Annotated in this window: 24 protein-coding genes and 2 pseudogenes; 16 read left to right on the plus strand and 10 right to left on the minus strand. The window is 55.2% G+C overall.

The window, feature by feature from the left end; translation table 11 throughout:
* Nucleotides 1-35: 35 nt before the first annotated feature.
* The 3 genes from E3374_RS10930 to E3374_RS10940 are packed head-to-tail and all read right to left on the minus strand — an operon-like array spanning nt 36 to nt 6562.
* Complete coding sequence (locus tag E3374_RS10930) at nt 36-3662, minus strand: ATP-dependent helicase (RefSeq protein WP_136689122.1); 3627 nt, start codon at nt 3660-3662, stop codon at nt 36-38.
* Nucleotides 3655-4599, minus strand: a complete 945-nt coding sequence (locus E3374_RS10935; RefSeq protein ID WP_136689123.1) for a PD-(D/E)XK nuclease family protein — start codon at nt 4597-4599, stop codon at nt 3655-3657. Before E3374_RS10935 ends, E3374_RS10930 begins: the two co-directional genes overlap by 8 nt.
* Nucleotides 4592-6562: a PD-(D/E)XK nuclease family protein gene (locus tag E3374_RS10940; RefSeq protein WP_136689124.1), complete on the minus strand. Its 1971-nt coding sequence runs from the start codon at nt 6560-6562 to the stop codon at nt 4592-4594. The genes E3374_RS10935 and E3374_RS10940 overlap by 8 nt, the downstream gene beginning before the upstream one ends.
* A gap of 561 nt (nt 6563-7123) precedes the next feature.
* On the opposite strand from E3374_RS10940, the pseudogene E3374_RS10945 reads away from it, so the two are divergent.
* From E3374_RS10945 to E3374_RS10970, 6 genes and pseudogenes are all read left to right on the plus strand, one after another.
* Nucleotides 7124-8042: pseudogene (locus E3374_RS10945) on the plus strand (transcription initiation factor IIB).
* A gap of 263 nt (nt 8043-8305) precedes the next feature.
* Nucleotides 8306-9178 (plus strand): biosurfactant protein 1, encoded by an 873-nt coding sequence (locus tag E3374_RS10950; protein ID WP_136689125.1) that lies wholly within the window; start codon nt 8306-8308, stop codon nt 9176-9178.
* Between the two features lie 134 nt (nt 9179-9312).
* Nucleotides 9313-9498, plus strand: coding sequence for a hypothetical protein (locus tag E3374_RS17685; RefSeq protein WP_136689126.1), 186 nt, complete (start codon nt 9313-9315; stop codon nt 9496-9498).
* A 407-nt stretch (nt 9499-9905) separates the two neighbouring features.
* Nucleotides 9906-10463, plus strand: coding sequence for a hypothetical protein (locus tag E3374_RS10960; protein WP_136689127.1), 558 nt, complete (start codon nt 9906-9908; stop codon nt 10461-10463).
* Nucleotides 10460-11125, plus strand: coding sequence for a hypothetical protein (locus E3374_RS10965; protein WP_136689128.1), 666 nt, complete (start codon nt 10460-10462; stop codon nt 11123-11125). The genes E3374_RS10960 and E3374_RS10965 overlap by 4 nt, the downstream gene beginning before the upstream one ends.
* Nucleotides 11126-11347: 222 nt before the next feature.
* Nucleotides 11348-11802, plus strand: a pseudogene (locus tag E3374_RS10970) (IS6 family transposase); the annotation flags it as partial.
* Nucleotides 11803-11839: 37 nt separating this feature from the next.
* Here the strand turns inward: E3374_RS10970 and E3374_RS10975 are convergent.
* A complete protein-coding gene (locus E3374_RS10975; RefSeq protein ID WP_136689129.1) occupies nt 11840-12193 on the minus strand; it encodes a hypothetical protein in 354 nt (117 codons plus the stop codon).
* 608 nt (nt 12194-12801) lie between these two features.
* Here E3374_RS10975 and E3374_RS10980 point away from each other — a divergent pair.
* The 5 genes from E3374_RS10980 (at nt 12802) to E3374_RS11000 (ending at nt 17248) form a co-directional block, all read left to right on the plus strand.
* Nucleotides 12802-13725 (plus strand): transcription initiation factor IIB, encoded by a 924-nt coding sequence (locus E3374_RS10980; protein ID WP_136689130.1) that lies wholly within the window; start codon nt 12802-12804, stop codon nt 13723-13725.
* A gap of 80 nt (nt 13726-13805) precedes the next feature.
* Entirely contained in the window at nt 13806-14756 is a 951-nt protein-coding gene (locus E3374_RS10985) for a helix-turn-helix domain-containing protein (protein WP_136689131.1), read from the plus strand.
* Nucleotides 14753-15622, plus strand: coding sequence for a nucleotidyltransferase family protein (locus tag E3374_RS10990; RefSeq protein WP_136689132.1), 870 nt, complete (start codon nt 14753-14755; stop codon nt 15620-15622). The genes E3374_RS10985 and E3374_RS10990 overlap by 4 nt, the downstream gene beginning before the upstream one ends.
* Before the next feature lie 183 nt (nt 15623-15805).
* Nucleotides 15806-16960, plus strand: coding sequence for a hypothetical protein (locus tag E3374_RS10995; RefSeq protein ID WP_136689133.1), 1155 nt, complete (start codon nt 15806-15808; stop codon nt 16958-16960).
* Nucleotides 16961-17026: 66 nt separating this feature from the next.
* The gene (locus E3374_RS11000) at nt 17027-17248 is read left to right on the plus strand and encodes a hypothetical protein (protein WP_136689134.1); all 222 of its coding nucleotides are present in this window, start codon (nt 17027-17029) and stop codon (nt 17246-17248) included.
* Nucleotides 17249-17411: 163 nt separating this feature from the next.
* On the opposite strand, the gene E3374_RS11005 is transcribed toward E3374_RS11000, so the two are convergent.
* The gene (locus tag E3374_RS11005; protein WP_136689135.1) at nt 17412-18575 is read right to left on the minus strand and encodes a hypothetical protein; all 1164 of its coding nucleotides are present in this window, start codon (nt 18573-18575) and stop codon (nt 17412-17414) included.
* A gap of 223 nt (nt 18576-18798) precedes the next feature.
* On the opposite strand from E3374_RS11005, the gene E3374_RS11010 reads away from it, so the two are divergent.
* Nucleotides 18799-19245 carry a hypothetical protein gene (locus E3374_RS11010; protein ID WP_136689136.1) on the plus strand — a complete coding sequence of 149 codons (447 nt, stop codon included), beginning with the start codon at nt 18799-18801 and terminating at the stop codon, nt 19243-19245.
* A gap of 51 nt (nt 19246-19296) precedes the next feature.
* Nucleotides 19297-19623 carry a UPF0175 family protein gene (locus E3374_RS11015; RefSeq protein WP_136689137.1) on the plus strand — a complete coding sequence of 109 codons (327 nt, stop codon included), beginning with the start codon at nt 19297-19299 and terminating at the stop codon, nt 19621-19623.
* 35 nt (nt 19624-19658) lie between these two features.
* On the opposite strand, the gene E3374_RS11020 is transcribed toward E3374_RS11015, so the two are convergent.
* Nucleotides 19659-20225: a DUF7437 domain-containing protein gene (locus E3374_RS11020; protein WP_136689138.1), complete on the minus strand. Its 567-nt coding sequence runs from the start codon at nt 20223-20225 to the stop codon at nt 19659-19661.
* 165 nt (nt 20226-20390) lie between these two features.
* Between E3374_RS11020 and E3374_RS11025 the strand changes: the two genes are divergently transcribed.
* Nucleotides 20391-21035 (plus strand): MarR family transcriptional regulator, encoded by a 645-nt coding sequence (locus E3374_RS11025; protein ID WP_136689139.1) that lies wholly within the window; start codon nt 20391-20393, stop codon nt 21033-21035.
* Between the two features lie 340 nt (nt 21036-21375).
* On the opposite strand, the gene E3374_RS11030 is transcribed toward E3374_RS11025, so the two are convergent.
* Nucleotides 21376-22062: a helix-turn-helix domain-containing protein gene (locus tag E3374_RS11030; RefSeq protein WP_136689140.1), complete on the minus strand. Its 687-nt coding sequence runs from the start codon at nt 22060-22062 to the stop codon at nt 21376-21378.
* Nucleotides 22063-22265: 203 nt separating this feature from the next.
* Between E3374_RS11030 and E3374_RS11035 the strand changes: the two genes are divergently transcribed.
* Nucleotides 22266-23057: an alpha/beta fold hydrolase gene (locus E3374_RS11035; protein WP_136689141.1), complete on the plus strand. Its 792-nt coding sequence runs from the start codon at nt 22266-22268 to the stop codon at nt 23055-23057.
* Nucleotides 23058-23117: 60 nt separating this feature from the next.
* On the opposite strand, the gene E3374_RS11040 is transcribed toward E3374_RS11035, so the two are convergent.
* The 3 genes from E3374_RS11040 to E3374_RS11050 all read right to left on the minus strand — a co-directional run bounded on the left by E3374_RS11040 (nt 23118) and on the right by E3374_RS11050 (nt 25943).
* Nucleotides 23118-23534 (minus strand): HVO_A0114 family putative DNA-binding protein, encoded by a 417-nt coding sequence (locus tag E3374_RS11040; protein WP_136689142.1) that lies wholly within the window; start codon nt 23532-23534, stop codon nt 23118-23120.
* 27 nt (nt 23535-23561) lie between these two features.
* Complete coding sequence (locus tag E3374_RS11045) at nt 23562-23879, minus strand: toxin-antitoxin system TumE family protein (protein ID WP_136689143.1); 318 nt, start codon at nt 23877-23879, stop codon at nt 23562-23564.
* Between the two features lie 699 nt (nt 23880-24578).
* Nucleotides 24579-25943 carry a restriction endonuclease gene (locus E3374_RS11050; RefSeq protein WP_136689144.1) on the minus strand — a complete coding sequence of 455 codons (1365 nt, stop codon included), beginning with the start codon at nt 25941-25943 and terminating at the stop codon, nt 24579-24581.
* Nucleotides 25944-26068: 125 nt separating this feature from the next.
* Here E3374_RS11050 and E3374_RS11055 point away from each other — a divergent pair.
* A partial coding sequence (locus E3374_RS11055) for a DUF6610 family protein (protein WP_248299462.1) occupies nt 26069-26767 on the plus strand: 699 nt, incomplete at its 3' end.

Here is a 26767-nt window from a genome sequence, read left to right on the forward strand (position 1 = left end):
AAAACCCTGATTGAGGGTATAGTACGCTCCTGTAATTAGTCGTCCGTGCTCTCGACTACATACCCATTATCGTAGGCGTATTCCTCCGGTGCACAACCCAGCGACCGGTGCGGACAATGCCGACAATGCGACCCGGGCTCCGCCTCCCACGACGGGGAATCCGCCGCCTGCAACAGATCCACGACGCTACTCCAGCCACCCTCGAGCTCATCCCGGTGAATCAGGTCGATCTCGCCATCGGCACCACCGGCCTCACCAACATACACGTACCCAGCCCACTCTACCGGTTCATCGAATATTTCCTCGCAGGCCCGGAGGTACAGCAAGAGCTGGGACGAGGACTCAATATCTCGCTTCTCGAACGTCGTCTTGTAGTCCAGCACGGCGAGACCTTTGTCCGCTACCTGCCGCACCGAGTCCATATACCCGACGACCGGGCCATCCACGCCAGGAACGTCCGTTACTTCGAACGGGAGTTCGGCGGCGACCGGGTCCCAGTCCAGCAGGTTCGTCGCGAACACGCGGTGGATACAGGCCTCCACTTCGTCGCGCACGGACTCCAGGTCCCGGGCACGTACGATCCGGTCGCAAATCTCCAGCCACTCGTCCTCCGCGGTGTCGTTCCGGTAGAATGCTTCCTCGCCCACGGCGTGAAACACGTCCCCGACCTTCCGCCAGCTCAGTTCATCCGACCGGCCGACCGCTGCGTCCGCCGGCATCGGATCATCGAACCCGTACAGCACGTGGTCTAACAGGTGGCGGCGCGGACAGTCCGAATACGTCTCCAGCGACGTGTGACTGTGCTGTACCGGGAGCTCCGCACCGTCCTCGAACGACAGCGACGAGGGATAGATATCGTCCGCCGTCGAATCCTCCTCGGTCAGGACCTCCTCGAAGATATCCTGTCCTAAGCCGTGAATTTCGTCGATCGCCTGTTCGAGATTCAGTTCGTCCTCGTACTCGTTGTAGTAGGTAATCGTGCCCGGCGTCACATCCGCTGCCTGCGCCACCTCATCAGACAGGTTCACTACCGTCTCTGGATACATGTTCTCAACCGTTTTGAACGTGTTCCGGACCGAGGTCCACAGGTCCATCTGGGGCTGTTCCGGCGACCACGGCGTGTTGACATCCGGGAATGCTTCCTCGATAAGCTGTTCTGGCGAGTTCGCCGGTCCCGACGCTCGGATACACTGCTGCCGCAAGTATGAGCACGGTTTCCGGAAGTCACGTGTTTCTTCTGCCGACTGACTGAACACGATCAACAGTGACTCCGCCCGAGTCACCCCAACATGGAAGGTCCGCCAGTCTTCCGCCTGCTCTTCCTGATATGCTGATTCGGCCAGCGGATGCGTAAATTCGTCATCCTTGATGGCACGGATAACTGACTGGTACCGGTGCGCCGACCAAGCGGCGTCTTCGGTTGACGCCCAGGACGGGGAATACGTTGACACCCATTCATCATCTTCCAGGTACGGGAACAGCACTGTGTCGAACTGCAGTCCCTTGGCCTGATGAACCGTCATAATATTGACTTTATCTTCCGACTGGGACCCGATCCCGACCCCTACATCGTCATCGCTGCCTTTGAGCGACCGGGCTAGACTGTCCACAAACTCCTCGGAGAACCGGCGGAGCACATTATCGCTCTCGTACGCCTGCAGGAACTTCTTGATCCGATCCAGCTGTGCACGATCCTCTTCCTTCAGATACCACTCGATACACGTCTTGTCGAGGAACGCATTGTAGAAGTACGGAAGCGAATGACTGTCCTTGAGCTCCCAGAGTTGGTGGAAATCGGTTCGCGCTCGTTCGACACGGTCCGGATCATCCAAGGAAATACTGCCGATATCGTCGTAGTTCATAACCGCTTCGTAGAGCGTATCCACCGGGGCAGTCTCCAGCGCGTTCAGGTCTGCCTCTGAGACGCGATACACCAGCATCAGCACCCGGCGAAGATGCATATCCGCTTCCTGATCCACGAGAACCCGGAAATAGGAGAGAATGGTCTGTACACCGGGCTGTAGCTCTGTTTCGCTTGTACCGTCGATCTGGTACGGGATCTGCCGGTTTTGAAGACTTGCAGCGACGTCCCGAGCCTGCCTATTCTTACGAACGATCACCGCGATATCCCCCAGCGAACGTTCACCCACGTCGTCGAACCCGTCCTCAAGCAACTGGGAGATCGTGGTCGCGACTTCCTGTGCAGTGGTCAGTTCCGTCCAATCACCACTAACCATGCCGAGCCGGGCTTCGTCGTCTTCATCCCGTTCGACATAGGGGTCGCCATCCGCGGTCTCGGCATCGCAATCGTCCGAGACCAGATGCTTTGAATCGTAGGCGCCACATTGATTAGCGAACTCCAGAATCTCTTGTTCCGACCGGAAGTTCCGCTTGATATCGATCCAGTCGTGATCCGTAAACGCATCCTCGAGCTCGTTTAACCCTTCAGGGTTGGCGCCGCGCCACCCGTAGATCGCCTGGTCCACGTCACCGATCGCGAGCAGCTGTGCGTCACCCTGACACAGCCCGGTTACAACCTCCATCTGGATGTCGTCGGTGTCCTGGAACTCGTCACAGAACACATAGTCCCACCGGCTGCGGATCTCGTCACTCACCTGAGAGTCGTTGATCAACGTGTTCGCCTTATTGATGAGCTCGTCAAAATCCAGTGCCCCACGGGACTCGAGTTCGGCCACGTAATCCTGGTAGATCTCCTGCAGGCCGTGCAGCTCTTCCAGTACTTCGATGTATGATCTGAGATGGCCCAACGGTGATTGTTTCAGGTCCGTCCACCAGTAGGTGTACGCGTTTGTACCAGCCTGGAACAGTCCCTGCGGGAGGAAGTTGTACGCCATCACCGGGTCTTCCGCAACGAGTGCCTCGACCATGTCCGCCCACAGCTCCAAGAAGTCGAGGTACGATTCGACGGTGGACCATGTGTCGTCCGACCGGTGGGAAGCGACACGCTGCCAGCGGGCTAGTGTCTCTCGATACTCGTCCAAGTTGGCAGCGATACGTGCCTCACCGGCCTCAAAGTCGTCAGAAGTAAAATTATCCGGATCAAACAGTTCCGCAGCCGATTGTTCCAGATCGATGACAAGCCGTTTGAGGTCGGCAACCGTGGATTCCGGCGGCAAGAACTCATCGACCATGGCCGGTGTTATGGCTTCCTGCCGCATTTCACGGATGTAGTCAACCGCCTCCTTTTCCACCGCAGCTGCGTCGTCCTGGCGCCGGGAGATGTACTGGTAGTCGTGGTCGTCAATTAGCTTCTGAATAGTGCGGAACCGTTGGTCATCAGTGATGACGTCGAAGTCCGGGTCTAACCCGAGAACGTAGGCGTACTCAGAGACGAGCCGACTACAGAACGAGTGGTATGTGTAGACATCAACATTATATGCCTCCTCGATAGCCAACTGCTCTGCGTCGGTGATGCTTTCCTGGATTGATGACGCCGCCTCATTCGCGAACGTGAGGACCAGTACCCGATCCGACGGCGGGGCATCACCCGCTGTAAGCAGGTCTTCGATCCGCCATCGCATCGTCGTGGTTTTCCCGGCACCGGCCCCGGCGTCAACACTGATACAGTCATTCTCGGCCTCCAGCACGTCCTCCTGTCCGCCTTTTGGTGTGCGTTCGTCCGCAGACTCTGACTCAGACATTGAACATCACCTCCCGACGAATTGCTTCCTGACAGCCAGCGGCATGAGAACAGTACCTGCACGAATTTTCGACCACCTGCTCAAAGTCGCCGCTCCAGTGATCCTGCTCGTCGAACACCTGCTCCGGGCTGTAGACTTCCTCTGTAATATTCCCGGCCATCCACGCGATTGCATCATCCACTGTCTGTCGAGCGTCCGCAAGGAACTGGCCCATCGGTCGTTGTTCGATTTCGGCTTGGCACTCGCCGTCCGTTTCGAACGTGGTCTCCATCACACTCAGGTACGTCAACTCCGTTCCAGTGTCGGGGTTCCCGTACTGGCTGAGTGCCTCTTCCGCGATCCGGGCACCGATCACCGTTCCCACTTTCTCGGGCTTATAGCCGCCCTGGTCAAGATGGACCTCGACGATGTCGTCTTGGGACTCGTAGGGAACCTGGTCGCCCCACATCTGATCGGTAAGCCGCACACCCACGATCTGGGTGTCATCGGCCATGATGTAATCCACGTCCACCCCAACCTGCTGTCCCTGGATCTCCGCGATCAACGTGATATCGGGGCCGACCACCGGTGAACCGCAGATAGTAGCCGCCTGATCGATCCGGTCCAGATGCGTCGTTCCAACCGCGTCGAAGTAGGCGTCTATCCCGGCCTCAGCTCGGGTTTTCTCCGTGGATTCCTGCTCGGACGAGTGATGGTCTGCCGCATCGGCGTACAAATCCCATGCCGTGTCAAGTGTCTCCAGCGCCGCGTCGTGGAGATCAGTACCGTTGCTCCGGGACTCACTGTACCCGGTGCAGATTGCTTTCCGGAGCAGCTGGCGGAACAGATCCTGGTTCCGCTGCGAATCTCCCGTTAGTCCGGCTATGTGCTCGAATTCGTACTTCCGCGGGCACAGAAGGTATGTCGTCAGTTCCTGTGCGGTGAGGGTGTCAGTCACTGTGCATCACCTCCCCACGGGCCATGGCAAATTGACTGGCAACCGCGTCGGCGAACACGGGGTCTATGTCGTCCTCCGACAGCAGGCCCTGGATCACGCCAAACACCTTTTCGGTGTCCTCGATCTCCGCTGTTTCACCGGTGTGCGCGGCGTTGACGATGCCTTCGAGCTCGTCCCACGGCTGATCGAGGATGTATTCGGCCACCTTCTCTCGTGTCCGGATCGGCCTGTCGTCGGTTTCTATCGACAGGTCGTCCACTGTGATCTGGTCCAGTTCTTTCAGGTGGTAGAGGTAGCGCGATGGGTTGTACGCCCGGCCCAGCCCGTTGTCCTGCGAATCGTACGTACAGAAGTACAGGTTGTCGGTTGCGGCCCGGGCACCAAGCGCCAGTTTCCGGCGTTCCCGGTGGTGATAATAGGCGTCGAAGGCACTGGTCGACCGTTCCCCGGTGAAGGTGTCGTACGTGGCGTCGATCATGCCATCGTCGACCGCCGTGATGGCTGGGTACTCCGGCATGTCCGCCAGCCACGGTTTCGGGAACAGTGGTGTCAACCGTTCCCCGCCGGGATACTCGTCGTCCACCACGTTCAGCAGGAACACCGTGTTGTAGGCCTCGTGCTTGACGCCCTGGATATCGGTCACGGCCACGCCGTGCATCCGGGGTGCGGTTTCTATCGTGTGCGTGTACGCCGCGTCGAACCGGATCGCTCGCTCCAGCACGTGCTTGAACGTGGGCAGGGTGCTGTCCAGCAGGGCGGTCTTGTTGATGAACCGGGCCAGGTCGGTGACCCGCTCGATGTTCTGGAACTGTTCCTGGATTTCGATATGGCTCTCGCCGGTCGCGACACGTTCTTTCAGGTCGGTGTTGACAATCCACCGGTTGAGCGTGGTCTCGGGTGAGCCTGTGCGGCAAGCCTCGGCGAGATCCAGCGAGAAGTCGTCGACGCGTGCGGTTAGCCAAGACTCTGCGTCTGCATCCCGGTTCAATAGGAACTGGACGAAGGCATAGAGTTCGGTGACCGCCGGGTCTTCCGCGAGTGCGGGTGCGCCCACGGTCTGGGTGGGGAGGCTGGCAGCCCGGAGATGGCGGCGAGCTTCTGACAGCCGGTCACCGAGACTGTTCACGACGACGGCAAAATCACTGTACTCCGCGTCGCTGTCGTGCCGGAGGTATTCGATTTCGTTGGCGACGGCACTGATCTGATCTCGGAACGTGGATTCGTGGAGGTGGACGGCAGAAACAGTGTTCGCGGGGTTACTATCGGTGGCCAGGAACGAGGCGATCTGTCCTGGATCCGTATTAGACCGGCTGGATTCTCTGGCGGCGTCGAGTGTTGCGGGGTCGCCGGCGTCGAAGTCGATGGCACTGTCATCACGGAGGTCGTCCAGTTCCCCTGGTTCGGTCTTCACCCGTTGGATGCTTGCGTTACGTTCCCCGATCGCGATCAGGTCTGTATCCGCGGCGAGCTTGGCGAGGTACCGGCGGTCGTTCGCGGTGTATTCTTCGAATTCGATGGCGAGGATCGCTTCGAACCCAGAGGCGACGTGGTCGTAGGTGGTGTCATCCTGCAGTGCGTCCGTGGCGCGGGGAACGATGTTCGCCCGTTCGACCAAGCCGTGGGCATCCAGCCGGTCATGGAACCGGTCGTTGAGGCAGGCCAGTGCCGCGATCAGGATGTGTCTTTCCGCTTCGTCATCTGGTGGGGTAAATCCGCCTTGGCGGGTGGCCTCGAGGAGGACTTGCCCGACGTCCCGGCCGAAGCTGTCCTGGTCGCTGGCGGTCTGGAAGAACTCGATGACGGCCGATCGCTCGTAGTTGTCCGGCCAGCGTATGTTGTCGAACCGGGTTGTGGCCTCGTCGATGAGTGTGTCCCAGTTCGTGGATTCGATGACGTCAGCGAGCAGTTCGATACGTTGTTCGTATGCCAGCCGGTCGATGTCCGGGTCGTTGATTTCGACCACGTGGGAGGCGTGTTGCGGGAGTGATTGGACGTTGGGGCGGACCATAAGACCGAGGGTGTCTTGGATGTGGTCGGTGAGTGTATCCAAGTTACAGGGGATACGTTTCAGAACAAGAATATCCCGAGGGTCGTGGTTGTCTTCAAGTTCTTGGTAGGCGGCAGCGAACTGATCGGCGAGAGAAACTGGAGAGAAATCGAGTGCGTAGAACTTGCCAGTTGAAGAATTATTTGTAAGCATTACTTACGTGCTCCTGTTGGAGAACCCTAAAGTATTCTGCTGATACCCAGCTGATTCTTACCAGATTATTATATCATATTCTAGAAGTAAATCGGTGTCGATAATCAAGATAAGCGCTCTGATTTATGCTTGTCAACGTTGGTGAGGAGACCAATATCGTGTTTAATCCCGATAAGACGAGTTCTACAGTAGTTTGGGCATAAACCCAGAAACTAGCTTTCGACTAGGTATTTGAATCGGCTTCAATATCCCCGCAAAGTATATCATCCCCTTGATAGGTGAGGGGTTCGCCGTACTGGCAAATTCCTGAATACGGTGAGAAAAATGGCAACGAGAGACATCTACGCGACTGGATTCGACGAAGATGTCCAAACGGAGTCGAGCGCAAACCAGTGTCCTGAGTGCGACGGCCACGTCACCACGAACATCAAAGAAACCGTCTGCGAGGACTGTGGCCTCGTCATTCAGGAACAACGTATCGATCACGGGCCGGAGTGGCGGGCGTACGATGCAGGCGAGCGCGAGCGAACAGGTGCACCGTTAACGGCGGCCCGTCACGATCGAGGCCTCTCGACCGAGATCGGCCACGAAACCGATGCGCACCGGAAAGAACTCTCAGGCCAGAAACGCCGGCGGCTGGCCCGGATGCGACGTGAGCAGACCCGTGGTCGCTGGCGGTCCAAAGCGGAACGGAATCTCGCACACGGGTTGGGCGAGGTGCGCCGGCTGGCGAGTGCGCTCGAACTCTCCGAATCGCTTCGTGACCAGGCCTGCCAGCTCTTCCGGACCGCTCAGAACGAAGATCTGCTTCGTGGCAGATCCATCGAAGCCATCGGCGCAGCGAGCATTTACGGTATCTGCCGATGTAACCACACCCGCTCCACCTCGAGGACGTTGTCGACGCCGCCCGTGTCGAGTCCACTCGTGTCACCACCGCCTACCGAACACTGAATCGCGAATTAGAGCTCCCGGCACCACCAATGCGCTCGACATCGTTCATTCCGTACCTGATCTCGGAGCTGGAGTTAGACCATGACATTCGTCGACGCGCGAACGAACTCGCAGAGCGCGCCGAGGGGACAGTCCTCACGAACAGCTGTCAGCCATCGGCCGTTACGGCCACATGCGTCTATCTGGCCGCCCAAGAGCAGAGCACACTGATCACCCAACCACCGCCGGGTCGGCAGCGGAGGTGTCAATCGTGACGCTTCGTAGCCCGCGGGACGAACTCCAAGCGAATTGAGACTCGTCCGGTTGAGGGATACTTACATACAGACGGAGAGTCTACCATAGAGTATGGATCTCGAAGAGACTGTCGAGTATCTGTCCACAGAACTCGATATCGAGCGGAGTGAGCACGTTCGCGAGGTCGGTCGAGCGGTCGCCGAGCTCCGAGACTGAATCCGTCTCAGGCGGTCAGATTTATCCCGTCGTCGCCGAATCCGTCCCCGCATTTCCTCACCCTTGAGTTTAAATACCAAACCGGGGGAAACGCGGAGCGAATCGATGACTGACCACAACTCAGACCGAGAGGCGTTCCAACCTGTCGGGGAGGGCGCTCTGGTGCCGGACCCAGCGCTGGATCAGCCAGCAGACGGCCAGCCAAGCCGCCAGCGTGAAGCCTCGCATTCGAGTGGGTATCCGGACGGAACAACCGACACAGACCGAGCCTGTGTCTCCTGTGGCGCATCGATCCCGGCGTCGCAACGAAAATGCCGGTTCTGTCTCGAACACGAACTCGACGCCGCCTCAGCGTCGGATGCTGCGAGTTCCGAGCAGACACTCCGTGGTGTGATCCACTTCCTCGTCGAGTCTGGGACGTTCTACGGCGCCGTGGCAAAGGGAGCAGCAGCAGCGACACTTCTCACATCAACTCACGACGAGCCCGTCGACGACTGTACGCTCATCTACGATCTCGACGACGAGCCCGCACCCCAGCTAACCGAACGCTGGCCTATGCTCCCCGCTGCTGCCGAGGTGACCTCAGCGACTGGTGAGGCGTTGCTAACAGCAGCCCGTGAGCGGACAGGGAAAGAAGATGGGAGGAACAATCGCCCTCAGAAGGAGATCCCACGCGTCTATGACGAGCGTGGCCAGGGAATTCGTGATGAGTCGTCCCTCGAGCACACGCTCGACGACGGCGAGCACCAGTGGATCGTCCCAGCAATCGCTGTTGAAATAGTACCCCACGAAACGGAATCCACTAGTACCGGAGCCGAAATTCCGACCGTTACAGCCCTCGAGTGCCAGCACTGTACGAGAGAAACAGAACATCGGTTCAGGACACGCGAGTCGCTCCCTGACGAGACCTGGACGGGCCAGCCGATCTGGGAGTGCCGGGTGTGTGGCTCGGCTCGCTACGGACCTGCTCCCGAATAGTACGGGAAGAAGCTCGCCAGTTAACCAACAACTCCCTTCGGGGATGACTTCTGTTGGTTAACATGGGGAGTCCCCTCAAGTCCAACTACAGTCACGGAGTGTCTATCAGCCCGACGTGCGGTGAGGCACTGCCGATGAATCAGCAAGTCGAACAGGGCTACCGGATCCATCGTGTACTCAGCAATCTCCACCAGTTCGACGTCGACCGATTGGACGACGTGGATCGAGAGCGAATCGAGACCGCAAGAGACCTCCTGAAAGAGGTAAGGTCCCTTACGCTCAACATTCGCAATTTCGTGGATCGTGCTTTCATGATCTAAGATGGCATGCGATTAACGTCTGATACCAGTGGGACTACTATAGGAAATCCGAAATACAGTTTATCCTCGACACAACCATAGACATCGAAGACCCGGCATTAGCATCGATATCCTCAAGACATCCTTTGCCGCCCTGGGCGTTGTGAAAGCGCAATCCTCAACATATCACAGATCATAACCGGCGCGTCTTTGCCAGCCAGTTCACGGTAACTCAATCCCAAATAGGTTTTCCCACCGCGTATGTTCGTCGAAGACCGCGTGGAACGGACTGTAACTTTCGTCACAGAATCCACCGTTCAATAAAATGCTATGAAAGAGCGAAGCGTAATGAGTACCATCAAGTACCCAAGTCGTAACAATTATATTGGAAGGAAATAATGAATGTACTGTAGAGGAGGACAATAAAAATGAAATTAAGCCGGAGAAGAACAATCCAACTCACTGGTACAGCTCTTGCAACTACTCTTGGAACAACATCAATCGCTGCTGGAAAACAGATTAACAGTCCAAATTACGAAGGGTTTGCATATAATCCAAAGAGTGGACATATTTTGGGAGAAGTGACTGCAGATATAGATAAAAAGTCGGATCAAATCAAAGGGACGCTCATGTTTCCACAGGGCGCCTTTTCTACCGTTATGAATTCGTCTATAAAGATTAGTGCAAGAAAAACAAAGCAAGAGATTGATTCAGATGAGCAGAGTGCCTCTGAATATCAAGCGATACAAGAGATAGATATAACTGAATCTTCACAAAACATTATAAAAAAGAACGAAATAAAGGAGGACATAAACGAGTTGTTTAATATTAGGTTAAAAATTATGTGTACTAATTCGAACATTACAGGTTATGTTAGTACGCCAAAAAGAAATCGCATTGCATATATCATGGTAGATGAAAAGTCTGAGCTAACAATGAATGATCTTGAAACAGCCTTAAATAAAATGGGTGGTGAGGAGCAATGAGTGAAGAGTATAATGTTATGTTAGTTGACGCAGAATCTGTTGAAGAGAATAGTACGAATGATTATGAGTGGATTTGTGCAATTGACGGTGCTCACTACGAAGAAAGTAATGAAGCTGCAGGTGATGAAATACCAGAGGGTGGCTGGAACCGGTTCTATACAAAAGGATACCTGAAAGACGGGTTCGACAGAGTTACTGAAACACCATATCCAGATGAAGTCCATTTCGAAGTAGAGTTAGATGGAGATGGGATAGAGGGTGGATTGAAACTAGAATCTTGTTATCCACAAGAGAGCGACATAAATGGAGATCCTCTTTTTGATCCAACGTTCAACATCTCACTTGCTAAATCTCGGGGCCCAATTTCGGCTGGTGTAACCCTGTTTGAAGTCGATCTTAGCCCAGATAATGGATCGTTCGATATTGCCTCAAATGAGCGTAGTGCTATGTGGACGCTTGATCTTGACTCATGGCCTGATAGTAATACTGACACCAGTGCTGTAGAATTTGATGTAGTAGCAAATGATGGAGTGGATGGCGGTGAAATTATAGTAAAAAGCGAATTAGGATATTATTATACTCCCTGGGGTCCAGGAAGCGGAGGACGAGTTTATAGTGAAACAAATCAAGTAACTACCACCGCGTCAATCGACACAGTATAATACGTGTCACCATCATATTTTCTTCAAAATATAGTTAGTATTATACTTACTTGCTCGCGTCTCTCGGTGAGTACATCTCCGTAGCTCCATTGGACGACGAAAGATCTGGTTCAGGCCTGAAGAACGAATAATCATAGTGGGAACTGGTTATAGATTCGTAGCTCTCCTCAAATAGATAGACATGGATAGGTTTGGAAGGAAACAGCTGCCGGAGAGCGACGCGGCCCGCCAACAGCGTCGCCGTCGTGGGTCGCGGTCAATGAGAAACAAATCAAGATAGATGGCGAGAAGAAATGCTCTACGCCGCCATCAATACAAACTCAAAACACTACTTGAGATGGATGGATACAGCCGCCACGGGACCGACCCGCGTAGCGTTCCTGCATCGATTTACCGAGAAACACGATATCTCTGAGACAGAGTTTCTCGTCGATGCTGGTGGGTATCTGACTGCCCTCGCTCGACAAGATCGAGCGGTCATCTCGATTACGAAGATCGGAACCACATCGAAAGTGATTCCAGACTGTCGCTATGCGAATTGACTGCTTCCATTCGTACTGGCAGGGTAGTCAATCAAGCAGAAAAACCTGACTGAGACGCTTCAGAACTACTAAAACCATGATCGATCGAACCAAACGTTAGATGGCTCGACCCTAATTGAGGAGGTGCTGAAGTAGACAGTGTCCACTAGACCCCAATGTAATCTTTGATTATTTACAGCCATATGATCGCATATAGAAGAATAGATAAAACAATAATGATATTATTTGTGAACAATCCAATCAACAAAGCGGGAGGATAAATAAATAGCCCAGGAGGAAGACCACCCTTATATTTGTTAAGAATATCAAAAATAATTGCTGGAATAGCAAGTAATGTGGAGGGTAAAACAACTAATACAGTAAAGGTCTCCGAGATCCATCCAGGTGCGATCGGAAAATATACCATCAGCAATATAACAATATTACTAAAACCACACAGAGTGGGGAAATACCACCACTTATTTGTCGTTTCAGAAATTTCTTTCCCGAACTGAATCAGCTGAGAGTGTTCTGTTTGTCCATCCATGATATTAGTTTCATATGACTCTTACTATTTATATTTTCACTATTACCTCCTACTCAGGCATCACATATTATATCAACTATTCATCAATGATTAGGCCATTATGCTAGAAAATATGATCTTAGTAGTAGCACTTGCTAAAAAGGGGCGTATCCACTCTATCGTATCGTTCGATTAGATTGGTATTCCACAAACTGTCCAACACCTAACACAACATCATTTGATGAATCATCTGTATCAAAAATTCCCTGAACGTAGCTAACTAACCAACACTGCTGACTACAGGCAACGACATTAAACGAAATATACAGGACCAGATACTGAAGCGAAAAGGTCGACACTGTAATTAAGAGACCAAAACATCAGATTGATTATTTTTAAATTATTGATACTGGACAGCTACAGCAGCCCAATTATATGACTATATTGATTGCAATGACCGGGAGACACCGAGATGATCGCACAGCAATGAATGTCAATATCTTTGTCAGCTCCTCAATTTCAGATTAGATACTGTATGGCAAACGTTGCGATCCGGTGGCGTTTTTCTGCCCCTGCGATGGGCGAGGGGCTCGTGATCCACTGAGTCCCTCATGAGTCCGGTGATTTGCATGGCGACCAGTGATAGCTTCGACCATCGATTCGACGAGGATGTACCGAGCGGATCAACCAACGGCTGTCCGGAATGCGGTGGCCGCGTTCGAACGAATTCGATCGAAACGATCTGTGAAAAGTGTGGATTCATACTCGATGAACAGCCGATCGATCATGGGCCGGAGTGGCGCTCGTTCGAAGACGACCAGACGAATCCGGAACGCACTGGGGCACCGCTCACGCCGACTAGACACGATCGAGGCATTTCGACGGAAATCGGCCGGAAGACAGATGGAAAGGGCAACGAGCTCACGGGATCCAAGCGTCGACAACTCGGTCGGTTCCGACGCGAGCACAGTCGCGGGCGGTTCCGATCGAAGCGCGAACGAAACCTCGCTCACGGCCTCTCCGAAGCGAGTCGCATTGCGAGTGCGCTGGACGCTTCGGACGTGATCGATGAACAGGCCTGTGACCTCGTCCGGACGGCTCAAAGCGAGGGGCTCTTTCACGGGCGGTCGATCGAATCGATGGCAGCCGGCAGTGTGTACGCTGTCTGTCGGTGTAATCAGCTACCCTGGACACTCGAAGAAGTAAGTGCGGTCTCGCGAGTGAACCAGAAACGCGTCGAGAACGCCTATCGAGCGTTGAATCGAGAGTTAGGCCTTCCTACAGTGCCGCCGTCGCCACAACAGTACGTGCCGCGGCTGGCATCCGAGCTTGACCTCTCCGATGACGTTCGTCGTATGGCAGAGCGATTGGCCAAACAGGCGACGGAGTGTGGGATCGCGAACGGTCCGAATCCAACAGGCGTGGCCGCTGGCTGTCTCTACCACGCTGTACAGAAGTCTCGAGAGAATATTACACAGCAAGAGATCGCCAACGTAGCTGACGTTTCACCGGCCACCCTGCGGGAACGGTGGCGGGAAATCAAAAGACGCTGAACGATCTCGATATCGAATGACCCTTCGTCAACTAAAATCCAGAAACGTATTTATATGAATAGGGTATAGAGTAGACACACATGCTTACCAAGGCCGGGCTTGGAGTCCTCGATACGTTGCGTACCGGCCGTGAGGCGACGGCAGCTGAACTCGCGACGGAAACCGAGTATTCGAAAGACCATCTCTACGATGTCCTTGATGAGCTGCTCGAAGCAGGGCTCCTCGATGAACGCCGTGGTCACAATAATCAACGCCGAGTTCGCTTGACTGATCATCCGGTCGTCGAAGCGTACCGGGTGCTACAGTCGGAACTCGGTCACGTAGAGTGGACCAAACTCCTTTCGCCGGCTACACTCAGAGTGTGCTGGTATCTCGACGAACCGCGTCGGACCGCTGAGATTGCAGACCGACTCGGTCTTACTCGGCAAGCCGTTCACAAGGCCCTGTCACCGCTCAAGCACCGCGCGATGCTATCCCCGTCCGGCCCCGAATACGCGTTACATGCGGACCTAGAGCCGTTGCTATCGTTCTCCCGTGCGGTCGTGCGACACGAGCATCGGTCGCGAGTTCGGGCAATCGCTCCAAGCGCGACCGTCGCGTGGTGCGATCCAAAGCGGGCACTCGTCCGCATCCAGACAGCTGAAGATACAGAGGCACTCGAGGCCGCTTCCGACTGGCAACTCACCGGGCTCGCCCGGTTTGCAGAGTACGGCCTGCAGTTTTTTCTCGCGGGTGAACCCGCATTTTGGTATGCGCCCGAAGAGGACCTCACGCCGGCGGACGTGGTGTGCCACACGCTCATCCTTGACAGCGGATCCCGCCGCGTTAGCTACGCAATGCTCCTGATCGAGGAGTTGGACATCAACCGGGAGACGTTAACGGAGACAGCGCAGTGGTACGGGATTGAGGCGTCAGTAACTGCGATGTATCGCTCACTCGAGGGAGCCTTCGATGAGCCGGATGACGCTGCTGTCGTCCTCCCGAGTGAAGCAGAATTCGCGGCACTCAAAGAGCAGTACGGAGTCTTATGACCGTTTTCAGGAGCGACGAGGCGATCCAAGCGTTTCTCGAGGAGTTCGACAGCTGGCTATCCGAATCAGTCACCGTGTATCTCCTCGGCGGATCCGCAATGACGGTGCAAGGATTGAAAGCTCAGACCGAGGATATCGATCTCGCGCTCGGAATCGCTTCCGAGTTCGAACACGTCTATCGGACGCTCCAGTCAGCGGGATTCACGGTCACCGACGAACCAACGGAGCCCTTCGATGGCGTCGGGACAACCGTCGAATTACATCACGAGGGGCGCAATTTGCAGATCGACCTCTTCGAACAGCAGATCGTCGGGAAAGTGTGGATCACCGATCGAATGCACGATCGGGCAGCGGAGTTCTGGACCGGCAGTCACGCAACAGCACTCATTCTATCGGATGAGGATATGTTCTTGCTGAAAGCGGTCTCCGGCGGTGACCTTGCGAGTGGCCGGCGGCGAGACATCGAAGACATGCGGACGTACGCCCAGCGTGGGTTGGACTACGAGGTGATCCTAACGGAAATCGAGGAACAGCGGCCATTCAACACTGGTTCGACCGAAGCACGACAGATCCGTGACCGTTCACATCCACTGTTCGCGATCGAAACAGCGGTGAACTCACTCTCCGGACTTCCAGATACGTTTACTGATCATATCGCGAAATTCGCGACAGAATTCGAAACTGAGTACACTGTACTAGGGGTTGTCGACGAAGGAATCAAAGACGTCGAGGAGATCCGAGAGCGAGTGCTTTCGAGTGTACGTGAGCTTTCAGAGGACGACGGAAAAGCCGTCGACGATGCAATAGATCGACTGATCTGTAAGGAAATCCTCGAGCGTGACGGTACTAGTGTCACACATCGCTGATCAATCACTACGCCAACTTCAGTGACTGAGCAGTTGCTTTCTTCGTTACATTCACCATCAAAGCCGCGATTTTCGCCCGCTCTTCCGCCATACGGTGTCGTTTGTTGTGCCCTCAAGAAGGGCGCAGGGCACGCGAGAGATGCGCTGGCCGAAGACGAGATTCCGTCACGAGGTGATGACGAAATGAAAGACCCAGAAACCCGTACCGTGTTCGCGGGTCTCGATGGCCGATCGGACGCACAGGTACCTGACTGGTACGCGAAACAGAAACCCGTCGACGAGCCAGTGGCATTCACTGAGGCGATCCGCGAGCTCCCACGAGCGATCGAGACGACGGTAGCCTACCAGAACCCCTACAGTGATGAGTGGGTCGAGACAGAACGCTTCAACGCGATCGTCGAACCGTCGCGGATTCGCGAGCAGTCACAGGGTGAGGATACTATCGAGCCGCTGTTTCACATCCCGACGGACAGTTACGCGATCATCAATCCCGTCGATGTGTACGGACCACTTGAGGAGGTGCTGTATGGGGAGACTATCGACGGGACAGCACTTGGGGAGGTGATGTTCGGCGAGATTCGGCAGTACCGGACCGGCGGTGAGGTCCACATGGATATCATGTTCGACGGTCTCGAAGTCCGGCTCCCCGGACGATCGGAACCGATCACGATGGGCGTCACATCGGGATACGACTTCTTCGGCGAACACGCTGTCTACGTGGAAGGATTCGCCCAGGACGGCTACTGCTCGAATTCGATGCGCTCGCTCACCGACAAGGAAGTGATCAAGCACGTCGGTGACGTGCAGAACTTCCGTACTTGGTGGGAAGGGATCCTCGAACAGGTCGAACTCGTCGCTAACGACCTCTTCGAGTTCATCCGAGACGCCCAAGAGATCGAGATCGACTTCACCGAGATGCCATTTTCAGTCGCGGAGTTCTACGAGTTACTCGGGTTTCCGGACTATCTCGCCGATCGGGCAGCCGGCGACGCTGAGGCGAACGCGGCGAATCCATTCGAGATCGACATGTGGACACTGCACTCCGGCGCGACCTACGCCCTGACCCATTTCTTCCAGGGGAAAGAAGGTGCTTCTCTCGACCAGTACGTCCGCCTCGCCAACGACATCCTGTTCAATCCTGAAGGAACCATCGAGCGCGTCGAACAAGCCTACGAAGAGGAACTAGAAGGGGACGATGACGGGGCGCAGAGATCACTGGCTGGGGAACGGGCACTCGCGAGTATCGAACGCGTTAGCGAGGATCTGCAGGAGAAAGTTGACCAGTTCGAAGAGCGCGAGGATTCGCTGCGCGAACGGTTCCAGGACGCGATGGCCTGACTCTGCGATAGTGAGGGAGTCGTCTGTTCTGTCTTTCTCGCCCTTGAGAGGTGGAGGGCGATAGAGATGGAGAAGTCCGCGAACAGCGACCAGAGTGACGACGAATTTTCACCCAAGAAGCGCCTTGAAGCCCCGAACCATCGCCTGATTAAGGCCGGCATCACGACGATTCCCGATATGGAAACACTCCGGGAGTGTGTTGCCTATGAGAACGCCCATCAGAACCGAACACAGATTCTGCGTCGACTCCAGTGGAAAGCGGAAGAGTTGCGAGAGGACGAAGAGTAGTTATCCGTGTTAACCAACATCATTCAGGGAGCAAGGTATTGTTGGTTAAAACTGCAGAACCCGTACTTTCCCGAATAGACTCTCAGGAGACAACCGGTTTCAGAAATCTCGTCTCATTGATGGGAGAAACGACACTATGGTAATCGGTCGACCGAAATCGTATCTATTCGTTTCTTCGCAGTATCCACGGTTTCTCGTTGGGATCAAATTCTTCGATCTTCCCGCTGTGACTGCGTGTCTGGTCATCAAGCACCCCGATGTGTTTGAGTTGCTGGACGAAATTGAACAGCACGTTCGTTCGAATAATGTCCTTCCAGACGGCTTCTTCAGCGTAGATCTTGGATACTTGACCGGCCTCGATCAGCTCGCGGGCGCGTGTTCGGCCGTCTTGAGTGCAGAACGTATTCAGAAATACGTTCGGATACTCGTGAATCAACCGGCGAAGCAGATCAGGGAAGTAAATCGTAGGACCTGCTTTTCGGAGTGCGTCAAGTAACAGACGGAACTCTGGATGGCGCTCGTAGCAGTTCCGAAGCAGGATGGCGAGCGGCTCATGCTCCGTGATGACCGTCGATCGACGGACTTCTTCTTTGACCGCATTGAGTTCATCAAGTGTCGCAATGCCAGATCCGTGAAGGACCGTTGCTGCAAGTTCCCCCTGATCGGTCAACGTGAACCGATCAGTACCTTCCAGCAGTCCAAGGGTTTGTGCGCCCCGTCGTGATTGCGAGCCAGCACTGAAGTTGTATTCAGCTTCGATCACGTCTACCAGCTCGTCTCCCGCCAGTGATCCATGGTGATTCACGGCCACGACCGGGGCGAGATAGTTCAACGGCTGAGCCAACGAGAGACTTGCAATGTCGCCAGTGATATCGCTGTGACGCAGGCGGACGGACAGCTGTCCTTCGATATCTACAATTTGTTCGTGGGACTCTGATGTCGGCGGACTCGACCAGCGTGTTACGCCATCGTCACTCGCGCCGATCACACCGACACCTTTCGACCGGAGCAAATCGGCGTGTTGGTTGACATTGTCGGCAGCCGCCGCGAGATACGACACGTGTGCTCCTTGCTGATAAGTGAGCGCTTGTCCGATCCCACGTAGAAGACCACTCGATCCCTTCACTTCAACAGCGAACACGCGGTCGGCGTGCGTGAAACCGAGCACGTCAGGATATCGGCCGCCGATCGTAATCTGATGGGTCTCGCACCGGTCAAGAACAGCCGCGTACGTGTCTTGATGTGAGCCGGGTACGTGGACGAGCGGTTGATAGCCGCGAGTTTCAAGTTCGTCAATGACGTGCCCGAATACGGACGATTCGTCCATCGTTTTCGACGCATTTGATCCGGGAGTGATTTGAATGTATGTGCTTCCCCGATGGTCGTATTTCGAACTCCACTATGCGTTCTTACGTTTCCACAATGACATGGATCCATTTCGCCAGTCCACAAAATCTCATTCCGTGACGGCCGACCACCTCATATTTCTTGGATCGAACTATCGAGTGACTGGACCGACCGATATTTCCTTACCCAGGTGAAGCGGGGACATGGACATCAATCGATCCACCGCTCTGAGTGGAATCCTCCTCATCGTCGGCTCCGCATTGATGGTCGCCCCGATTGCCGCTCCAGCTGACGTACCGGACAATCGCGTCGAATTCTACGTCGAAGGTAACTGGGGCGACTATTCTGATCAAACGAACCTCGCCTACACAAATTTTAGCGATGCTGATCGTGCAGTCTTCGACACGGCTCGTCAGGCGACGCCCGAAACGATCAATCGGTCGGTCCCGACTGCTCCGGAATCACTGACACCGCCGCCGGACAGTATCGAGATCTACAACGTTCACTACGACGGGGAATTCTATCTTCTCCAAGTCAGACACCTCACCTACGAGGCAGAGTTCATGACGCAACGCCTCCCGCGGCTGGGCACGCTGGCTGTGGGATTCCTCTGTCTCGTCGGGGCTGCATACCTGCGGTTCGAAACATAGGGAGTCGACAAAATTCATATGACGTTTGCAACATAGTGTCCAGGTACCTGGATGTCTCAAATGACCGCCACGATCCCCGACGATCTTACCGACCTGATCGAGGGGGCCGTCCATGCCGGCATCTTCGAGGACAAGTGCGACGCGATCCGTCACATCCTCCGGAAATACTTTGAAGAACACCCAAACCAGCGCATCGCGGCAGCGGTCGCGATATACGAGCGTGGAGACGTCACGCTCGGGGCAGCCGCGTCCTTGGCCGATGTCAATCGATACGAAATGCGAGATATCTTGCGAGAGGAAGGTGTGGAGCTTCGACTCGGTCCGGAAGATCGGACAGATGTACGTGATGAGATCGAGACGGCTCGCGACCTCGACTGACAGGGCCGCCCGATCGAAGACTCGCTCTCAGCATGTCACTCGCCAGTTTCAAGATACGGATCGTACGAGTCGGCTTCTTCGATCACATCTTCGAGTGCGGAAAGGACGGTCATCCCCTCAACCAGGTGGACGTCGAGTTTGTTTGCAGCAGTACGCTTCGTGAGATCACCGTTTCTAACACGTAGAGTCCAGTATACTGCCGCGGCAAGTTTCGGAATCCCCTGTCGATCGAGGAATACTCGGATGTCTTCGGTATCGAGCTGTCGCGCGACTGCGTCCACTAAGACTGGCGTTATGACCGCCACACCGTAGTCAGTTGCCATTCTCAATCGGATCGGTTCGACTTCGATCGTCGCTGGCGTCGAATCCTCATGGCGAGTGAGAACGCCCATCTCCTCGAGTACTCCCACATACTTGTAAGCCGTCGAATGCGGAAGACCGAGATCGTCTGTTAGATCCTCTATCGGAACAGGACCGTTGCGAAGGACATAGATGTAGAGTCGGGCTAGTTTTGGCGTATTGAGCAGTTCTGCATACGTCAAGAGGTCCCCCACTGCGGCTTCCAATTTGGAGGCGTCAGCGGTACGATGTTCGGTTATCATTACTATCTATGTTCTATGTATAACAAATTAATCTTGCCGCAATGATAGACGAGTGACCACAAAGCTAGACCACGTCAGGGAGTGCGTGCGAAAATATGAGCTGAATACTCACCGATGGTTAGATACTTTACTTTTACACGAGCATGTGTATTGATAAGAAAAAGTATGTATACTGTATGTGGGGAGAAAAGTCTGAAAACGCTCCTCGCGATCGAACCGGGCGATACGATCGTCGAGGTGGCCCGGAAGATCGACGAAAACCGCGGGACGATCCGACGGATCGTTGATCGACTCGAAGCTGATGGCTATGTCGAATATGACGACGGACTCTTCGTCGTCGATGAGTCTGTCCGAGAGACAGGACTCCAGTTACTCGCAGCGTCGGCAGCCGTGTCACCACCATCGATTTCGGACGCGTACGTTCTTCCCCAGTTCGCCGACATGAATTTCGCGTTTACCGGGATCGACGCAGTGTACGTATGGACGCGAGGTGGCTACCAGGTTGCCCGCGATCCGGACGACTACCCACTGTTCATCGCTATCGAAGCAGCAGACATGAAAGAGTGGAATCAGTTTTTCGGCCTCTTCGACATTTCGGTGTCGCAAGAACGACGGCCGCGTGACGAACTCAACGGACCACTTCAAGTCGTTATCGATCCCCGCGAGGCAATTGACTCGGAACGAGTCGACGGTCGCCCGGTCGTATCTCTGGACGAGACAGTCGAGTTCGCCCGTCATCACTACGCAACGTTTCAGTCGGCACTGGATACTCTCGCGCAAATATACGATGACATTGACGTAGACCAGTAGTCCTCGGTCCATTTCGACTTTCTTCGCATACGAGATCGCAACGATGCCAGACTGGAAACCAACCTCTTGCCGTCCAGATTAGCCAAGCAGATCGAGACTGTTTCCGATCCGGTCTCGCCGATCTGGGTCGTACAATAGTCGACGTCAGCTGTCAAGCTGCCACGGACGAACTGGAGCAACTTGCCGATTAGGACGACACCCGGCAGGTCAACAGAGTGATGTCGTCGACGACACGACCGACCGACTGGTATACAGCGATCCTTGAGTTCGACGGCCACACGATAATTCCAGATAACACGAACCAATTGATCTGTCGCAGTCGCTAGCGAGCCCATCCCGCTCAACCGGGGAGCGGTGGCCACGTGGTAGCGACCGTCTCTTCGATGAGTTGGGTTTGTGCTCGGCGCAGTCGCTCGGATACCGAGGATGGAGAGATGCCTAATTCTGCAGCAATGTCTTCGAGAGAGGCGTTCCGTGGAATGTCGAAATAGCCCAATTCGTACGCGATCCGAAGTGCTTCGTGTTGACGGTCGGTGAGTCCGTCACCGGGCGGTTCTGACTCACCCTCTCGCGTAAGGCGGTGTAACTGGAAATCGGCGTTACGCTGCCAGAAAGAAGAGAACTTACTAAACGCGTCCCGGTCAGCGAACCAGCCAGTCTGCCGCCACCCATCCAAGATCACGTCGATTCGTTCGATGATAGCATCGGCCGTGGCAAGGGTCTCCAGCCCTTCGAGATCGTCGAGATGCTCACCGAGTTGCTCCTCCAGACTGAGCGCGGGGAGCAATTGATATCGACGGGTGTCCCCGGCCTGCCCAATCAGTGTCCATTCACCAACATCGTAAGCGTCTGTGAACGCGTTTTCAATAGCTGTCTGAGAGCCGTTTTGAACGGTGACGAGAAATACCGGTCGCTTTCCATGATTGAACTGAAGGTCGAGAACCAGCGTCGCCTCAGGCACTGTCGACGCCACACCTACGAGTGGCAACGCCTTACAATGGATATCGAATTCAGCCACGAGTCCCATGGGGTCTCGTCTCTACCCGATATATTGGAAGTGACGGAAAAGCTGAACAGCTTAGATGGGATGAACACGGGACAAGGTGGACCCGAGAAGTCCATAGATCGGCTCTGTCCGGACCAGTGTTCCCCTCATCACGTGTACGCAATATAAAGGGCCCAATGACTGAGAGAAGGCCTTAGTCTCGTCATCGTCGAACACGGAGTTCCATGGTGACGACACAGTCCCCAGATGATAGTGAGATAGCGAACGAACGGCACGGCGATGGACAGCCACTGATCCTTCTCCACGGTGGCATGGCTCCGCGGCAGTACTGGCATCCGATCCTGCCCCGCTTCGAAGAGTATAGCGCTGTAATCCCACAGCGACCGGGATTCGGTACGTGTCTCGACGAGCCAGAAGAGACGAGTGCCGAAGAGATTCTAGATCGCGAGGTACAGTACGTACGAACGCTTGCGAATACCCTTGACGGCGACCCGATTCTGTTCGGGCACTCGTATGGTGCGCTGACGGCGATTGAAGCCGCGACGGATACAGCGGTGGAAGCAGTCCTCGCGTACGAACCGGCGGTCTTGCCCGACGACTACCGAGAAGAAGCTGATCTCGCTGACCGTATGGAGGCGCTCATCAACGAAGGTAAGCGCCGAGAAGCAGTGAAACGGTATATCGAACAGGTACTCCACCCCAATGGGATCGACGATCTCGATTCGTGGTTGGCGGAATGGCCTGTCTGGCCGGATTGCGTAGAACTCGCCGAAGAAGTCGCCCGAATGAATCGGGCCGTCGAACAGTACGAGCTTCCTGAGAATCTCGACGTCACTGCGCCCGTACTCGTAATGACGGGCACGAACGGTCCTGACTTCCTCCGAGAGAGTGCTCGTGGCGTCCACGAAGCGCTTCCCCACAGTCGCCTCGTTGAGTTCGACGGCATCAGCCACAGCGGACCGGGTGAAGATCCTGCACGAATCACAGCGGAGGTCAAAGCCTTCCTCCGGACGTAATCAAGACGAGTATAATCAACTCTGGGGTGTCCCGAAAGAGGACAGGGCGCAGTAGTATTGTCACGCACTGGCCGGCGTGCCATCAATGTCGATATCGTCAACAAGCGGATAATCAATATGCATCTCAATACGATCGAACGGGACGACGGGCTGTATCGCTCCGCTGGGGCCGCCCTCGTCGAATTTGAGGATTCCGATCACTTCCAGCTGCTTCAGATCAGAGTGGACATCGGAAACGTCACGATCGACGAGGCGGGCGGCTTCGCGCATACTCTCAGGACTGTGTTCGGCGATCGCCTGGATAAGTTCCAGACGTAACGGAGTTAGACTGTCCACGAGATCCTCGTAGGTCCCAAACTGAAGTGTCACCTTATCCTCTATGGACGCAAGATCAGCGGTCTCGGCATCTTGGACGAACTGGAGTGTGTCCTCACGAAGCTGTTCTCGGTCGCCGACGGTGATGTGGAGTGTGGTCATAGTTGCGTGTCTGTAGTTTGTGTGACGTCAGTACGGCCGCGGCGGGTCGCCACCAACGGCGTTCCAATACTCATCAGCACTTGCCCAGAACTCAACGAGGAGTTCTTCCATGCCGGGGAACTCGACGTTATCGGCGTCGCCGGCAGCGGTGTGATGTTCGTGGCCTTTCGTGTCCTCGTGAGCGTTGTCGTATCGGACAAGGGTCAAGTCTTCGAGCGTACCCAGGTGGAGTGTGTATTTCCAGCCCGATGGGTATGACTCGGTTGACTCTGTCGGCCGTAGGGCGACATTCTCAACGAGACCAGATTCGACGTGTGTATACTGGAAAAGGGGATCCTGGGCCATCCCTTACGTGTTGGGAGAGGGCCCAACAGAATAAGCGTTGGGGTATACCCCAACGCTAAAATGACTCAATCGCAGCGTGTCATAGAACCGCTCGCACCCTCCATAGGGATATCGGAGAATGTTCAGTACAGACTGTCTACGGCACGGGATAGGGAGGGTATCCTTCCATTAGAAGGCTACTGGAAGAATATGAGTATCATTCCAAAGAGACTGAAAATTGCTGCGACGACTGCAATCCAAACGAAATCTCCCGGTTCGAACTCAGACGAACTTTGCCCTGACAGAGCGAATAGACTTGAAAGAAGTATACCACCGCCACCGAGAACCATTAACCCCGATCCGAGGGTGGTTCCTTCAATAAGAATCGTTCTGGCCCCAACTAATCCAATAGATAGACCCGCTGTCCCCATTGAGAGATGATAGAGAGTTGAACGTTGCATACATAGATAGTTCAACCAAGCAATGATACCTGTTTTGGTGGTCAAATCGCAGGCTTTCTGACCAGGATGTTCAACCAAATATAGATGAAAACGAACATCGTGAGGGTGTTTCTATGACAGGCTCCAATCGGGCTATGCCTCTTGTGGACAGGAGTCGGCTCCTGCATTACTCGGTCTCAAGGAAGGAAATTCCGCCTCGATAAAAGTTGAAGCTATTCCCAACCCCTGTGATGTAGTTATTGGGGAGGTCTTTCCCACCTCAGATAACGCCGGCAATCACAAGGAATCCAACGACGACCAGCAGCATCGTGACCACACTCCCCCCAGCCAGGAGCTTGTTCTCCATCGCCTTTTCGTGAAGAGGCATCGCGTCGTACTCTTCACGGAACGCTTCGCGGTTCTCCTCGTCGTAGAAGTACTTCGTCTTCAGCGCGAACCGTTCGGTGACCGCACACCCTGTACAGACGGGTTCACCCTCCAGCCGTTCGGTTTTGCTGTGGCTGTTGCAAACGATCGCTCCACAGTTGGGACAGTAGGTGTACGTCTCGTCGACGCCGCTCGTATCACAATGAACACACCGATGAATCCCGTCTTCGAGAGTCACTCGTGAGGGGCCAGCAGCATAGTATTCGTACGGATACGAATACTCCTGTAACTCTGTCGTATGCCGAACTTCGGGGAGATACACCGGCTCGACCGATTGCACCGAGATGTCCGAAAGGTTCGGCTCACAAGTCTTGTCGTAGGTGACGTTGTTGTCGCCGGTATAGGTCACCGTCGTCGTGTGGTAGTCCTGGAGTCGATCGACAGCCCATTCCTTGTACTCGGTCTGGGTCTGGCCAAATCGCCGATCGGCCATGTCGTCGAACACATCCGCGAAGCGGCCCTCTTCAAGATCGACTACCGCGTGAAGGTTCTCTGTGACCAGCGTCGCGACATCGTCGTCAGCCACCTTCGGATGGCCGCGCTCAGCGTGGACAACGAACTGGGTTCGATCGTTGATCCGATGAATAACACCGACCGAGGTCTCGAAGACGGCGTTGGTGTCAGCGGTGATCGCGACCACCGGGCGAAACGTAACTTGTGAGTGTGGTGCCGAAAGATCAGTCGCGTCGATGTTCTCGATATCCCGAAACGCTTCACGGACCGGTGCGTCAACATCCGCAGCCGGGTCGTACGGCCGCAGAGTCTCGTCGCAGAGGATCTCGATACGGCCGTTATAAAGGTCCAGCCCGATCTCGTCGGCGATCTCTCGGAGGTCCTCGCCGTCGAGCAACTCGATGGGATGCGGATCGTCGTTCTGCTGGAGCCGCTGGGCATACTCCTGAGCGGGATCCGTGAACCGCCCGGTCGTGACGACCATCCCACGCTTTGGCCCGTCGAAGTCGAACGTAGCGATGGCTGAGTGCAGCTTCTGGACGACGGGCCGCCCAACAGTCGCCGTGTGCTTACACTCGACGACGATAGCACGACGTGTCCCATCAACGACCTCTTCCATGATGACGTCACGACCCTCGTCAGCTGTCTTCTCTGCCTGTCGGACGTTTTCGTAGCCGAGGTTCCGAAACACATCCTCTATCAGGTCCTCGAACTCGAACCCAGAGAGGTCATCAAGTACAGCCATCCGATTTATCTGGGGTATATATTGCAACAACCAAATACGTTGCCGAACACAGAGCCATCCTGTTTTTGGGGCCCCCTGAATGGGCGCAGGGCGACCAGCAGTCGCCTCGCGAGTTCAGATTCATCATGTCTCTCGATTTGGATCCAGACTCCAACACGACTAGCGACATCGCTGCCGCCAGACAAACAGACTTCGTGGCGTTCCTCCACCGAGCTCCCTTTGCCGGCGATGCTCTCGCCCTCGGATTTCTCCCCGGGTTTCGGGAAGACTGTGGGTATCAGACGGATCAGTACCTGAACCTCGAGATTCCCGTTGGGATGCTCGACAACGATTTCCGGAATCCCGATCTGGAGCGGTTCGTCGACCGCTTCTTCGAGTACGAACCAGAGGTCGGTGTCATCGGGGACATCGACGAAATCGACGACATCGACGCCCACGTCGCTGCCGCTCGTGAGATTCAAGCGAGCTATCCAGAGACCGAGCTCATCGTCGTTCCGAAGTCGCGGGCGGTGATCGATGCGATACCCGAGACCCTCGCACTCGGGTATTCACGGGGATACGCCGACCGGCTGGCCCACGAGTTCTCCGACCCAGCCGATTGGAGAGGGCGACGCGTCCACATCCTCGGCGGGAGTCCGCCCAAGCAGCTCAACGCCATTCGACAGCTGACCAGGCCGACACTCACGGACGAGCCACCGGCCGACATCGTTGGCGTCGACTGGAACGGGCTGCATCGTGGCGCACAGTTCGGCGAGTTCTGGACGGGCGATGGCTGGGACGACAGCGGTCGCGACGCCGACCACGTCACCGTCCGAAAGACGGTG

The organism is Halorhabdus amylolytica, from assembly GCF_004944975.1.
In the GTDB taxonomy this organism is placed as follows: Archaea; Halobacteriota; Halobacteria; order Halobacteriales; family Haloarculaceae; genus Halorhabdus; species Halorhabdus amylolytica.